General features: G+C 69.2%; 10 protein-coding genes. 4 read left to right on the top strand and 6 right to left on the bottom strand.

Annotated features, from left to right (window positions below; translation table 11 throughout):
- Positions 1-19 precede the first annotated feature (19 nt).
- Positions 20-1,243 (top strand): FAD-dependent monooxygenase, encoded by a 1,224-nt coding sequence (locus AB0E78_RS22500; protein WP_361835164.1) that lies wholly within the window; start codon positions 20-22, stop codon positions 1,241-1,243.
- 114 nt (positions 1,244-1,357) lie between these two features.
- Here AB0E78_RS22500 and xdhC read toward each other — a convergent pair whose 3' ends face one another.
- Genes xdhC through AB0E78_RS22485 form a run of 3 tightly spaced genes read right to left on the bottom strand, consistent with a single transcriptional unit; the run spans position 1,358 to position 6,061 of the window.
- Positions 1,358-2,167, bottom strand: a complete 810-nt coding sequence (gene xdhC, locus AB0E78_RS22495) for a xanthine dehydrogenase accessory protein XdhC (RefSeq protein WP_361835884.1) — start codon at positions 2,165-2,167, stop codon at positions 1,358-1,360.
- 1 nt (position 2,168) lies between these two features.
- Complete coding sequence (gene xdhB / locus AB0E78_RS22490) at positions 2,169-4,595, bottom strand: xanthine dehydrogenase molybdopterin binding subunit (protein ID WP_361835161.1); 2,427 nt, start codon at positions 4,593-4,595, stop codon at positions 2,169-2,171.
- A complete protein-coding gene (locus AB0E78_RS22485; protein WP_361835158.1) occupies positions 4,592-6,061 on the bottom strand; it encodes an FAD binding domain-containing protein in 1,470 nt (489 codons plus the stop codon). The genes xdhB and AB0E78_RS22485 overlap by 4 nt, the downstream gene beginning before the upstream one ends.
- Positions 6,062-6,620: 559 nt before the next feature.
- Between AB0E78_RS22485 and AB0E78_RS22480 the strand changes: the two genes are divergently transcribed.
- Positions 6,621-7,166 (top strand): AAA family ATPase, encoded by a 546-nt coding sequence (locus AB0E78_RS22480; RefSeq protein WP_361835881.1) that lies wholly within the window; start codon positions 6,621-6,623, stop codon positions 7,164-7,166.
- A 117-nt stretch (positions 7,167-7,283) separates the two neighbouring features.
- Here the strand turns inward: AB0E78_RS22480 and AB0E78_RS22475 are convergent, their stop codons facing one another.
- Complete coding sequence (locus tag AB0E78_RS22475; protein ID WP_361835155.1) at positions 7,284-8,255, bottom strand: SDR family NAD(P)-dependent oxidoreductase; 972 nt, start codon at positions 8,253-8,255, stop codon at positions 7,284-7,286.
- Between the two features lie 233 nt (positions 8,256-8,488).
- On the opposite strand from AB0E78_RS22475, the gene AB0E78_RS22470 reads away from it, so the two are divergent.
- A complete protein-coding gene (locus AB0E78_RS22470) occupies positions 8,489-8,800 on the top strand; it encodes a putative quinol monooxygenase (protein ID WP_361835152.1) in 312 nt (103 codons plus the stop codon).
- 50 nt (positions 8,801-8,850) lie between these two features.
- On the opposite strand, the gene AB0E78_RS22465 is transcribed toward AB0E78_RS22470, so the two are convergent.
- The gene (locus AB0E78_RS22465) at positions 8,851-10,212 is read right to left on the bottom strand and encodes a cytochrome P450 (RefSeq protein ID WP_361835150.1); all 1,362 of its coding nucleotides are present in this window, start codon (positions 10,210-10,212) and stop codon (positions 8,851-8,853) included.
- A gap of 124 nt (positions 10,213-10,336) precedes the next feature.
- Here AB0E78_RS22465 and AB0E78_RS22460 point away from each other — a divergent pair, with 124 nt between their 5' ends.
- Positions 10,337-10,984 carry a helix-turn-helix domain-containing protein gene (locus AB0E78_RS22460; RefSeq protein ID WP_361835147.1) on the top strand — a complete coding sequence of 216 codons (648 nt, stop codon included), beginning with the start codon at positions 10,337-10,339 and terminating at the stop codon, positions 10,982-10,984.
- A gap of 449 nt (positions 10,985-11,433) precedes the next feature.
- Here the strand turns inward: AB0E78_RS22460 and AB0E78_RS22455 are convergent, their stop codons facing one another.
- The gene (locus AB0E78_RS22455; RefSeq protein ID WP_361835145.1) at positions 11,434-13,323 is read right to left on the bottom strand and encodes an FHA domain-containing protein; all 1,890 of its coding nucleotides are present in this window, start codon (positions 13,321-13,323) and stop codon (positions 11,434-11,436) included.
- Between the last annotated feature and the right edge of the window lie 7 nt (positions 13,324-13,330).

Raw genomic sequence — 13,330 nt, 5'->3', positions numbered from 1 at the left:
GCTGCTCGACAGTGAATCCATGGAAATCAACGACCTCAGCAGTGCGGAAAAGACCGGCGTACTGATCGCCGGGGCCGGAATCGGCGGACTGACCGCCGCGCTCGCCCTCCACGCGGAAGGCATCAAGGTGACCGTCATCGAACGGGTGCGGCGGATCGCCTCCCTTGGAGTGGGCATCAGCCTCCAGCCGCACGCGGTGCGCGAACTGACCCGACTCGGCCTCGGGGACACACTCGCCGCGACCGGCGTCGCCACTGCCGAGCAGGTCTACGCCGACGAACGCGGCCGGCGCCGATTCGCCGAGGACGTCGGCATGGCAGCCGGGTACCGATGGCCGCAATACGCCATCCACCGCGGCGAATTGCAGCTCCTGCTGCTCGACGCGGTACGGGAGCGGCTCGGCCCGGCCGCGGTCCGCACAGGAACGCGGCTCGAGTCCTTCGCCGACGGGCGGGACGCGGTACGGGTCAGGGCAACCGACCGGGCGACCGGGCTGCCCGCGGTGATCGAGGCCCAGGCGCTGGTCGGCGCGGACGGCGCCCGGTCGATCGTGCGGGCGGCGCTGCACGCGAACGAGGGTCCGATGCGGTGGTCGGGGGTGCGGTTGTGGCGGGGCGTCGTGGAGTCGGCACCCTTCCTGACGGGCCGATCCGCGATCATCGCGAACGACGCGCGGAACATCCAACTGGTCGTCTACCCGATCTCGGCGCGGCGCCCGCTGGTCAACTGGGTGTGCCTGGCGCCCGAGGCGGCCCCGGGGCCGCTGATCGAGGACGTGGGCTGGAATCGCGAGGGGAGCGGAGACGACGTGCTGCGCCACCTTGCGGGCTGGGACTTCGCCGCGCTCGGCGTGGACCTGCACGGGCTGGTCACCAGCACCCCCGCCATCTTCGAGTACCCCATGGTGGACCGCGATCCGCTGCCGCGTTGGGGTCGGGGGTGCGCGACGCTGCTCGGCGACGCCGCGCACCCTGTCTATCCGACGGGCGCCAACGGTGCCTCCCAGGCGATCGTGGACGCCCGGACGCTAGCGGTAGAACTGGCCGCCGGGGGCGGTGTGGCCGCCGCGCTCACCCGTTACGAGGAAGCGCGGGTCGGGCCCACGGCGGACGTGCTGCGCGCGAATCGGGAGATGGACCGGAGCATGCGCGGAAGGATGAGCGGGGATTCGGTTGCCGCTGTCACGGACAGGTACCGACGGACGACGGGCGGGGACGTGACGGCGGTCAACGCGACGGCGTGACGCGGGTGCACGCCTCGCCCCCGCCCGACGTCGCGCTCAAGGCGTGCACCCGCAACGCGCTGCGCAGGACGGTGAGGTGCTCCCCCGGCCCTTCGCGGAACGATCAGCGAGGAGTCAGTTCCCCTCGGCTTCGAAGGTGCGCAGCAGATCGGCAGCGACACTCACGGCAATGGTCGCCGGTTCCTTGCCGGTGGCGTCGGCCAGCCCGATCGGGGTCTTGATGCGATCGATGGTGGCCTCGTCGTGACCGCCCTCGGTGGCGAGGCGCTTGCGGAACCGCACCCACTTGGCCGCCGACCCGATCAGGCCGATGGAACCCAGATGAGCGGTGCGAAGGGCCGCGTCACACAGGGCGGCATCCTCGGCATGATCATGGGTCATGATCAGGATGTGGGTGCCGCGCGGAAGCTCCTCCAGCACCTCTTCGGGCAGCAACGGCGTGTGGTGTACGTGTACTTGGGCCACCGCGTCGGCCAGCACATCGAGCCGCTTGTCGGAGAGGATGTCGGAACGCGTGTCGATGAGATGCAGGTCGAGGTCCTGGCGTGCCAGGATGCGCGCCAGTTCCAGGCCGACGTGCCCCACACCGAAGATCGCCACCGTCCGTACCACGGACAGTGATTCGAGCAGCACGGTGACCGTGCCGCCGCAACACTGCACGCCGTGCTGGTTGGTCACCTTGTCGTTCAGGGCGAAGTCGATCAGCTCCGGCTCGGCCTTGGCGGTGGTGATCATCTCTCGGGCCCGGTCGATCGCGACGGCCTCGACGTTTCCGCCACCGATCGAGCCCCAGGTCTCGCTCCGCCCGACCACCATCTTCGCTCCGGCATCGCGCGGGGCGTGACCGCGCACGGTCACGACGGTCACCAGCACGCCGGCTTCCCGGCGTGCTCGCAACCGTGCGACCGCGGCGACCCACGTCATGTCAGGCACTGTTCAACGCTACTGCGCCGGGGCGGATCTTGACGTCGCCAAGCTGCGGCTCGGGGCCGACGCCGTTCCGGCCATGGTCGTCCCGGGAGGCATCGCCCTGGCGTGCCCTCTCGATCGCCCAGTACACCGCCTCCGGCGTCGCGGGCGAGGCCAGCGTGACGCTGACCCCGCTCGGCCCGAACGCCGCGGCGGCCTGCCGCAACGCTTCTCGCACCGAGAACGCCAGCATCAGCGGAGGCTCGCCCACGGCCTTGGACCCGTACACCGCCCCTTCTTCCGTGGCGTTCTCCAGCAACGTGACGTTGAACTCCTCGGGCATCTCCGAAAAGCTCGGCAGCTTGTAGGTGCTGGCCGCCTGGGTCAGCAGCCGGCCACGGTGCGGACCGTCACTGGCATCCCAGCGCATGTCCTCAAGCGTCAGCCAGCCCGCCCCCTGGACGAAACCGCCCTCGACCTGACCGATGTCGATCATCGGGGACAGACTGTCGCCGACGTCGTGCACGATGTCCACCCGCCGGATGCGGTACGAGCCGGTGAAGCCGTCCACCTCCACCTCGGCCGCGGCGGCGCCGTAGGAGAAGTACTTGAACGGCGAGCCGGTGAACGTCTTCGCGTCCCAGTGCAGACCTTCGGTCCGGTAGAAGCCGGCCGCCGACAACTGAACCCGCTGGAAGTACGCGGCGCGCACCAGGTCGTCCCAGGCCAGCTCCTTGTCGCTGCCGAGACCGCGCGCGAGGCCCTCGACGATGCGTACGTCCGCGGCGCTCGTACCCAACTGGGTGGCAGCCACCTGCAGCAGACGGTCGCGCAACTGCTCGCAGGCGTTCTTCACCGCCGCACCATTGAGGTCCGCCCCGGAACTGGCCGCGGTCGCCGAGGTGTTGGGGACCTTGTCCGTGCGCGTCGGGGCAAGCCGGACCTTGTGCAGCGGGATGCCTAGTGTGGTCGCGGCGACCTGCAGCATCTTGGTGTGCAGGCCCTGGCCCATCTCGGTGCCGCCGTGGTTGATCAGGACCGAGCCGTCCTTGTAGATCAGCACCAGCGCGCCGCCCTGGTTGAAGGCGGTGAGGTTGAACGAGATGCCGAACTTGATGTTGGTGAGCGCGAGCGCCCGCTTGGTGTCCGGGTGCGCCGCGTTGAAGGCGTCGATTTCGCGTCGGCGCTCGGCGACGGCGGCGTTCTCCTGGGCCTTCTTCCAGACGGCGGAGATCCGTTCGGGCTGGGGAACGGGCTGCCCGTACGGCGTCGACTGGTCCTGCCGGTAGAAGTTGCGCTCCCGCAGCTCCATCGGGTCCAGGCCGAGGAGCGGCGCGCACCGGCCCATGATGTCTTCGATCACCAGCATGCCTTGAGGCCCGCCGAAGCCCCGGAAGGCGGTGTTGGAGACCTTGTGGGTCTTGGCGATCCTGCCCGTGATGCGCGCGTTGGGAAGCCAGTAGGTGTTGTCGATGTGGCACAGTGCGCGGGCCACCACTGGTTCGGAGAGATCCAGGCTCCACCCGCCGTCCGCGGTCAGCGTGGCGTTCAGGGCCTGGATGCGGCCGTCGGCATCGAAGCCGATCTTCCACTCGGCGTGGAAGCCGTGCCGCTTGCCGGACATCGTCAGGTCCTGGGTCCGGTTGAGCCGAAGCCGGACCGGCCGACCGGTCAGCTTGGCGCCGAGCGCGGCGACGGCCGCGAACCCGTGCGGCTGCATCTCCTTGCCGCCGAAGCCCCCACCCATGCGCAGACACTGCACGGTCACCTCGTGGCTGTGCAGACCCAGCACATGCGCGACGATCTCCTGTGTTTCGGAGGGGTGTTGGGTGCTGCTCTGGACGAACACCTGCTCGCCCTCGTCGACATGGGCCAGGGCCGCATGCGTCTCGAGGTAGAAGTGCTCCTGGTCGGAGAACTGGAACTCCCCGGTGAACACGTGCGCGGAGTCGGCGAAGCCCGCGTCGACGTCACCGGTCAGCATCACGGGTCGGGCGCCGTGAAAACTGTCGGCCGCGATCGCGTCCTGCAGCGTGATCAGGGAGGGCTGTTCGTCGAGGTCCACTTCGACGGCGGCCGCACCGAGCCGGGCCGCCTCCAGGGTCTCGCCGAGTACCCAGGCGACCGCGTGCCCGTAGAACATGACCTCGTCGGGGAAGAGCGGTTCGTCGTGCTTCATCCCGGCGTCGTTGACGCCGGGTACGTCGGCGCCGGTCAGTACACGGACCACCCCGGGCACGGCGAGCGCGGGCTCGGTGCGCAGGGCGATGATCCTGCCGTGGGCCTTCATGGCCTGGACCGGGTAGGCGTGCAGCACGTCCTTCGTGCGATGGACCAGGTCGTCGGTGTAGAGCGCCTTGCCGGTGACGTGCAGGGTTGCGCTCTCGTGCGGCATGGAGACGCCGACGACGGGCTTGTCGGGGCGCTGGGACAGATGGCTCATGACGAGACCGCCTCGGTGGTGTGCGCGTACAGCTTCATCAGGCTCTGGCCCAGCATCGCGGAACGGTATGCGGCGCTGGCGCGGTGATCGCTCATCGGGGTGCCCTCGTCCCGCAGCACCCGGGCCGCGGACTCGACCGTCTCCGCGGACCACGGCTCGCCCTCCAGGGCCGCCTCGGTGGCAAGGCTGCGGATCGGTGTGGCGGCCACTCCGCCCAGGCCGATGCGCGCCTTACGGACGATCCCGTCCTCGATGTCGAGCGCGAAGGCCGCGGCCACGCTGGAGATGTCGTCGAAGCGCCGCTTGGCGATCTTGTGGAAGGCCACGACCGGCGACAGCGGCAACGGGATGCGCACCGCGCGGATCAGCTCACCGGGACGACGCACGCTCGTGCGGTAGCCGGTGAAGTAGTCCGCCAACGGGACCTCGCGCTCACCGTCGGCGTCGGCGAGTACCACCGATGCCTCCAGCGCGAGCAGCGCAGGCGGACTGTCACCGATGGGCGAGCCCGTGCCCAGGTTGCCGCCGAGGGTCGCGCCGTTGCGGATGAGACGGGATGCGAACTGCGGGAACAGCTCTGCCAGCAGGGGGACTTCACCGTCGAGACGACGCTCGATCTCGGTGAGCGTCAACGCCGCCCCGATCTCGATGACGTCGGACGCGACCGTCAGCTCCCGCAGTTCGGGCAGCCGGTCGATGGCGACCACACAATCCGCGCGACGGGCGCGGATGTTCACCTCGACGCCCCAGTCGGTGGAGCCGGCGAGGACCACCGCGTCGGGCCTCTCGCGCAGCAGCCGCAGCGTTTCAGCCAGAGTGCTCTTGCGTACGAACGTGCTGCCGTCCCGGGTGTATTCGGTGGCGGCCGGTGCGGGCGGGGCCAGCTCGCGACGCTGCGCCAGCGGGTCCTCGTCGGCAGGCGCACCCACGGCGAACGCGGCGTCACGAATGGGGCGGTAGCCGGTGCAGCGGCACAGGTTTCCGCTCAGCGCGTGCAGATCGAAACCGTTGGGACCATGCTCGGCGTCGGCGCTGTCGTTGCCGTCCGAGTCCGCGTGCGCGCAGCGGTTGGGCCGGTAGTACTCGGCCGCCATGCTGCAGATGAATCCCGGCGTGCAGTAGCCACACTGGGAGCCGCCGCGTTCCGCCATCTCCTCCTGCACCGGGTGAAGGACGGGCGGCGTACCGGGTGCGCCGGCGGTGGCGAGCCCTTCTGAGGTGACGATCTCCTGACCGTCGAGTGCCGCGACCGGGACCAGGCAGGCGTTGACCGCCACCCAGTCGGTGGGCTTGTTCACCCCGGGGCGGGCCACCAGGACCGAGCAGGCGCCGCATTCACCTTCGGCGCAGCCCTCCTTGGTGCCGGTGAGGCCGCGCTCGCGCAGAAAGTCCAGCGCTGTGGTGTGGGGCGCAACGGGTGAAATCGGCGCTTCTTTCCCATTGACCGTTATACGCGCCGCAACCATCACAAACCTTCTTTTCGGAGCATGGGCGGTCGATTCATCATCTTCGCCAACGTCAGGCAGCTTTCTGTGTTCAGAGGCGCCACGCAAGAGGAGCGGGCGCACGACAGCACGCAGCAATGACGTGCCGGTGAATACAAGTGAATACAACGGAGAAACGGGAATGCGCCACAGACGGGCACATCAGAACGGCGTGTCAGCAGCCGTGCGCGATCCGACCCGGCACCCAAACGGTGCACTGGGCGAGGCGACCAAGATCAGAGCTGGTGTACATCCGCTGGTCGCCTCCTTCGGTAGTCGTGGACCTACGATCACCGCAAAGTAGTGGCTGGGGCGGTGTGGGTCAATCCCTTGACCCACACCGCCAGGCGTGCCCTCCGCTGCCCCTCATCACCGCCCTGGCTTCGACAGCGTGCGCCGGCCCCGCTTGTCAGTGGGTTTCGGCCCCACTTGACGATCGTTCAGGCATGATCAGTCAGTGTTTGACCCCACCCTGGCGTGAGAGTGTGTGGCTCCGGGGCGGTTGTGGCCGGTGGGCGTTTCCATCGAGGGAGAGATGTCTGTGATCGTCTGGGTGAACGGCGCGTTCGGCAGCGGGAAGAGCACACTGGTGGATGAACTGCGTCCGCGCTGGCCCGAGGCACTGGTCTTCGACCCGGAGATGGTCGGTTTTGTGCTGCGCGAGATCGTGGAGGTCCCGACCGGCGACTTTCAGGATCTGGGGCTGTGGAGGCGACAGGTCGCGGACCTGGCCAAGGGACTCGTCGAGGAGTATCAGCGGCCCGTTCTGGTGCCCATGACGCTGATCAACCCCGGTTATGTCGCGGAGATCTTTGGTGCGCTGAAGGACACGGGCATACCTGTTCACCACTTCTTCCTCAAGGTCTCCGAGGATGCGCTGGTGAAGCGGATCGACGGGCGGAGCTTCACGCCTGACGATCCCGCGCAGGACGAGCGGGTGCGCGGGTGGTGCAAGTCCAAGATCGAGACGTGTACGGCCGCAGTGGACACCCTGCCCCGTGACACCGTATTCCTGGACGGCGAGCTGGGCCCGCGGGAGTTGGCCAACAACGTGCTGGACCGCGTGGGTGTGCTCCCGGGCCGGTAATCCGGGTTCGCGTTCGCGTTCGTGTTCGCGAGGCCAGCCGCCGCCCTGCTGGTCCTTGCTGTGGCCCAGACGGTAGGCGTCGGTGCCGGTCTCCATGATGTTGGCGCCGAAGGTGGGTCAACGCGTCTGCGGCCTGCGCCAGTCAGTAACGGCATCAAGGTCGAGGCCGGTCAGATCACAGCTTGCCTCCCACAACCGCGCCGCGACTGCGGTGTCGGCGAGGTGGTTCCACATCGGTTCGCGTCGGGGCTCGCCTCGCAGGCCGAACACGCGTGGTCCCCACAGCTCGCCTCCCCGCACCGCCGGGTCGAGCACGGCTCGTACCGCGGGCCATGCGCCGGCGTCCTTGCCCTGGACCAGCAGGGCCGCGGGCGCCGTCTTCACCCGTGCGCCGAGAGTCCGGGCGTGGAGCGGCGGTCGCGACGGGGTGAGGGAGTCCAGCGCACCGCCCGGATGGACCACGACGCTGGCCACCGTGCTGCCCGTGTCGCACAGCCGACGGTCGAGTTCGACGCCGAAATACATCTGCGCGAGCTTGGAGCGTCCGTAGCTGCGCTTGGGCCGGTAGTCCTTCTGGGACTGCGGATCGTCCAGATCCAGCCGCTCAGTCTTGGCCGCGAAGCTGCCCATGGTCACGATGCGGGCCGTCGGCGCTGCCGTCAGCAGCGGCATGAGCCGCTGAGTCAACGCGAAGTGCCCCAGGTGGTTCGTGCCGAACATGAGCTCGTGACCGTCCGCAGTCGCCTTTCGTGGCGGGTCGTCGAGTGCGACACCGGCGTTGTGGACCACGGCGTCGAGGCGTTCCACGTCCAGTGCTTCCACCGTCGTTTCGAGCGAGGAGAGGTCGGCCAGGTCCAGCCGCACGGCCCGCACTCGGGCATCGGGAACACGCGCACGGATCGACGCCATCGCAACCTCGGCCTTCGAGGGGTCCCGGCTGCCCAGGACCACGGAAGCCCCGGTTGCTGACAACTGCTCCGCGACGAAGTACCCGATGCCGGCGTTGCCGCCGGTGACCAGAACGACGCTGCCGTCGGCACGCGGGAGCCGTCGAACATCCCAGGGCGGAGTGGAGGGCGTGGACGACATGGCGAGGGGCTCCCCTGCTACGGAAGGCGGGTACGGCTGCCCGTCGGGCAACCCGGCACCATGATCGCAACGGCCACCGACACATCACCGACGGATCACCGACAACACCGGGGCCGGCCCACTGGCCACCTACGACCACTCAGGCGAACCGAGGAACCCGAGCCGCCCCCGCCCCTCCGCGCCCATGCCATCATCACCCCTGATCCACATACGCAACGCGACGGGAGACAGACATGGGCAAGGTCGGCCTGTACATCAAGTTCCGCGCCCAGCCAGGACAACGCGATGCCCTGGTCAAGGTTCTCCTGCAGGCTGCGGAACACGCCGAGGACACCCCCGGGTGCGAGCTCTACGTCGTCAACACCACACCCGGCGAGGAAGACGTCGTGTGGGTCACCGAGATCTGGCGTAGCGAGGCCGACCACACCGCCTCGCTGTCCGCGGCCGGAGCCAAGGAGCTGATCGGGCAAGCCCTCCCCCTCCTGGCGGGACCACCCGAGCGGATCGACCTCTCCCCCGCCGGCGGGGCCGGACTGCGCGGATGAAGGCCCCGGACAGCGATCACAACGGCAACGGGTAACGCTCTCCGCGCGGCTCACCAACGCACAGGGAGCTCTTGGAGTCCGCGCAGCAGGCTGGGTCGCCAGGTCGGAGTGCCGTTCTCGCCTTCGAGCCGTAGGTCCGGGCAGCGTTGCAGCAAGGCGCGTAGGGCGATCACGCCTTCCATGCGGGCGAGCGGTGCGCCCAGGCAGTGGTGGATGCCGTGGCCGAAGGCCAGGTGGGAAGCCGTGGTGGCGGGGTCGCGGTGGATGTCGAAGCGGTCGGGGTCGGGGAAGTACGCCGGGTCCCGGTTGGCAGCGGCGAGCGAGAGGATGAGTGCGTCCCCCTTGGGGATGTCGACGCCGCCCAGGGTCAGAGGCTCGGCCGCGTAGCGGTAGGCGACGGCCAGGGCCGGGGGTTCGTAGCGCAGGGTCTCCTCGATGGCCCCGCTGATCAGTGACGGGTCCGCGCGCAGAGCCGCGAGTTGCTCCGGGTGTCGCAACAGGAGGTATACGGCGCTGGAGATGAGGTTGGCGGTCGTCTCATGTCCGGCCACGAGCAACAGGAAGGCCATGCCCAGGAGTTCCTCCGGGGTCAGCGCGGCATCGGCTCCGTCTCCGGCCAGGGCGAGGGCGGTGAGCAGGTCGTGGCCTTCGCCGGACGGCGTGGCGGACGGGGACAGGGATGAGGACGCCGCCGCCTGCGCCTTGCCGGGGTCGTCGGAATTCGGCGTACTGGTGGCCGCGTCGATCTTGTCCTTGATGAGACCGGTGAGATAGCTGGTCATCTCCTGGCCGGCGACCACGGCCGCCTCCGGGTCGGTGGCCGTGACGATCAGAGCCGACCAGGCTTGGAAGGCGGCCCGGTCCGCCGCGGGCACCCCCAGCAGTTCGCAGATCACGGTCACCGGCAGCGGGAAGGCGAACGACTCGACCAGGTCCGCACCCCGCAAAGGAGCGAGTGCGTCGAGCAGGTCCTCGGCGATCTGCTCCACCCTCGGCCCCAGCGCCTTGACCCTGCGGTGGGTGAACGTACCCGCGACGAGGCGGCGGAGCCGAGTGTGGACCGGCGGATCGACCTGCAGCATGTTGAGGCCGATGGCGAAGCCGCCATCGGCCTCCCAGGTACCGGAGTGCTTGATGTCGTTGCACAGCCGCGGATCAGTGAGAGCCGAGCGGACTTCCTTGCCGCCGGTGACGATCCATGCCGGAGCACGCTGCGGCAGCATGACCCGTTGGACGGGGTGCGCTGCGCGCAACTGTGCGTACCGGAAGTGGGGGTCAGCGGTGAACTGCGCCTGATCCGGGAAGAGGGGCGGCAGCAGCTCCTCCGTGGCGGCCGCACCGACGGGAGCGGGCTCACCGCCGGGAGCAGCCTCACCGCCGGACGCGGGCGAATCCGAGTTCTGTGCGCACATGACTTCCTCCAGGGGCGAGCGGCAAAGGGGTACTCACGGCTAACTGGGGAGCTCTCCCCACTTACCGTCGTTCGTACCGTAGCAGCAAGTGGGGACACCTCCACGGTTGCGCTACGGTGGGCCGGTGAGACAAGACGCGCTGAGGAATCGTGAACTCGTGCTGGCCGCCGCCCGGGAGGTCTACGCCGAGCAGGGCGTCGAGGCTCCTCTCGACGTCATCGCCCGGCGTGCGGGCGTCGGCAACGCCACGCTCTACCGGCGCTTTCCCGACCGCGCGGCGCTCGTCGAAGCCGTCTTTCACGATGCCCTCACGGCCGCGATGCGGGCCGGGGAGGAAGCGCGCCTGGCGACCGACGCGTGGGTGGGCCTCACCTCGTACGCCGCTGGAGTCTTCGCCGGTCTGGCCGCCGATCGTGGTGCCGTCGAGCTCATGACGACCCGGATCACCGGCGTCCCCACCCTCGAAGCGCTGCACGCCCACAATGCCGAGACCTACCGCCTGCTGATGGAACGCTGCCGCGCCGACGGCACCATCAGGGACGACGTGACCGTGGAGGACCTGCTCCTCGCCCTCGCGGCGCTGGGCTGCGCCCTGCCCGCGACCGAGGCGGCCGCCCCCGGATCCTGGCGTCGGCTGCTGGCGCTGCTCCTGGACGGACTACGCAACGCGGACAGCGAGCCGCTGCCCGGCAGTCCGCTGAACGGGGAGCAACTGGGTCGCGCCCTGGGGGCACTTCACCGCCTCCCGACCCCCTCCGCGGGACAGGAGTGACGGCCGGGGCGGACGCCGGGAACTGCGTCGCCCGACTACGCGGCCGGGCTCGGCAGCCGGCGACGCGGCTGCCCCTATCAGCCGCAACGCATCGGCGGCCTCGGTCGCAACGCATCGGCGGCCTCGGTCCGCTGAGCGGCGCCCGCATCGATGGCGGTAGCCAGCTGATCCACCAAGCACTCGATTCAGGCCACAGCGCCCGATCGACGGGGAACTCGCCCGACACCAGTAGGGCGAGTCGGGTGCGGTGAAAGGTGACGTCCCGCTGGCCGCGGCCCGCCCAAGGCCGCGGCCGGCGTCCCCCGAGGCGGCATTTTGACGCGTCGAGGAGACCGCCGTCGCGATGCCGACCCCGACCCACCTTCATCGAGATCGTGACCGTGACCGGCGACCATCTGGATCCAGGGGTCGAGGACCGTGGACGACTGCCGGGCGAGCCTGATGCCGATTCACCCCACCGGGACCGAGTCCAGCCGCTCCGCAGGATAGAAAATGTCGATGTCGACCTCTTCGCCTCCGACGATCTGTGTGTCCCACGCGCCGCTGCGGACCAAGGTGTACAGGCTCTGGCTGTTCAACGCGTCCAGGTGCTTCAGGAGCGTCGCGTCGTCGGGCATCCCGGGGAGCCGCGGCGCCAGGCGGTCGCGGATCGCGCGAAGCTGCCTCATGAGTGCTTCGAGATCGGACTCCCGGTCCACCTCTATGCCCGGGCCCCGCTCCGCGGACTCCGAGATGCTCTGCTGGATCTTGTCCTTGATGGCCCGGGTCACCCCGTGCTCATCCGTGGTGATCATGGAGTTCCAGGCGCGGCTCTTGTGCCGGTACTGGAGCATCGACATGGCCGCCTCGTGGCGGACGAAGTCCGCGTCGCGGAACGGTCGCCCCCGCCAGGTGCCGCTGAGCGACCGTGCGAGCGAAATGACCGATCCCCAGCCGCTGTTGAGGCCACGCCCCGGCCAGAAGTGGATGGCGTTGGCGGCGTCCCCGAGCAGGAACCCGTACGTGCCGGGGTCGGTGGACGTCCGGGGGTGCAGCCGCGCGGTGAACCGCGGCCGCTGCACCATGTCGAGGCGGAACGCGGTGACGGCGGTCAGATCGGACTCGGGCACGCCGAACAGCGCCAGGCCCTCCTTGACCCGCTTCCACAGCGCCGACCCCTTGATCAGGGCGGGCAGGAACAGGGTGCTGTGGGTGTCACAGCAGAAGTCGCCGTCCTCGCTCCGGTTCATCACACACGGGCGGGAGGCGATGCACTCCTCGAACACCTGCCGTACGGGATCGATCCCCACGACCTCCTTCGCCTCCTCGTCGGTGAGCCGCATGTTGAGGAAGCCCTCGCCACGCAGGGAGTTGAGGAGGAAGCGGTTCTGCGCCACGGTCAGCAGCACGGACATCGGATCCGGGAGCGTGGACTTCACCTTGAGGCCGAGCACCACGTCCTGGAGGTGCGCGCCTTCCAGGGAGTAGATGGACTTGTCGGCCTGGCCGAACTTCTCGGCGAAGTGCTCACGCGTCCGGGAGCGGCCTCCCTCGCAGATGGCGAGCACATGGTCCGCGGCCGCGGTCTTGCGGTGCTCGACCGCGTCGAACCGCTCCGGAATCAGACGGATGCGGTCCGGTTTCTCGTTGGCCAGCTCGAGCAGCGTGTCCTCTACGTAGGCGATGCGGATGTTCCGCGGGTTGTGACCGTTGATCGAGTCCGGGCCCGCAGGCCACATCTCGCTGTACGTGCCGTCCCTGAAGAGCCGGTCCTGGACCTCTTGGGGAAGGCCCAGGTACTGGCGGCTCTGGACCGTGACGACCTGCTGCCGCCGCACGTTGCCCTGCTTCTCGTCCTTCCATACGGCCTTGCCCCCGTCCCGGGTCCATCGGCCGTCGTAGACCGTGATGGCGACCCGGGGGCCGAGAAAGGACTCGAGCAGCAGGGCGAAGGCCAGCCCCACGGGCCCGCCGCCCGACACCGTGACCTTGAGCACCGGCACCGGCTGCTCGACGGGAGGCGGCGTGAGCGCCTCGAGCACGGAGAGGTCCATGATGGTTTCCATCGGGCCGGCCGCCTGGAAACGGAACGTTTCCTCGCCGATCGTGATCAGATCGCCGGGCTGGAGCACCCGGGAGGTCATTCGCTCCCCGTTGACGAACGTGCCGTTGCTGCTTCCCAGGTCGTACAGCATGAAGCCATGACCCTCGCGGCGTACCTCGGCGTGGAAGCGCGAGATGCTCGCGTCGCGGATCACGACGTCGTTCGCCGGCTTGCGGCCGAACGTGAGGGGCTTCGCTCCGATGCCGAACCGCTCGCCGGCCAGGGCGCCTTGATGACTGACAATCTCGGGAGGCATGGTTCCT

The organism is Streptomyces sp. NPDC032198 (genome assembly GCF_040636975.1).
GTDB lineage: Bacteria > Actinomycetota > Actinomycetes > Streptomycetales > Streptomycetaceae > Streptomyces.
Note: the sequence above shows the minus strand (reverse complement) of the source record. Positions and strands in the feature narration are given on the sequence as shown.

Bases quoted from the DNA above. Each gene is read 5' to 3' on its own strand.
- AB0E78_RS22485 (WP_361835158.1), bottom strand. From the start codon at position 6,061: ATGGTTGCGGCGCGTATAACGGTCAATGGGAAAGAAGCGCCGATTTCA.
- AB0E78_RS22465 (WP_361835150.1), bottom strand. From the start codon at position 10,212: ATGTGCGCACAGAACTCGGATTCGCCCGCGTCCGGCGGTGAGGCTGCT.
- AB0E78_RS22500 (WP_361835164.1), top strand. From the start codon at position 20: ATGGAAATCAACGACCTCAGCAGTGCGGAAAAGACCGGCGTACTGATC.
- AB0E78_RS22470 (WP_361835152.1), top strand. From the start codon at position 8,489: ATGGGCAAGGTCGGCCTGTACATCAAGTTCCGCGCCCAGCCAGGACAA.
- AB0E78_RS22455 (WP_361835145.1), bottom strand. From the start codon at position 13,323: ATGCCTCCCGAGATTGTCAGTCATCAAGGCGCCCTGGCCGGCGAGCGG.
- xdhB (WP_361835161.1), bottom strand. From the start codon at position 4,595: ATGAGCCATCTGTCCCAGCGCCCCGACAAGCCCGTCGTCGGCGTCTCC.
- xdhC (WP_361835884.1), bottom strand. From the start codon at position 2,167: ATGACGTGGGTCGCCGCGGTCGCACGGTTGCGAGCACGCCGGGAAGCC.
- AB0E78_RS22475 (WP_361835155.1), bottom strand. From the start codon at position 8,255: ATGTCGTCCACGCCCTCCACTCCGCCCTGGGATGTTCGACGGCTCCCG.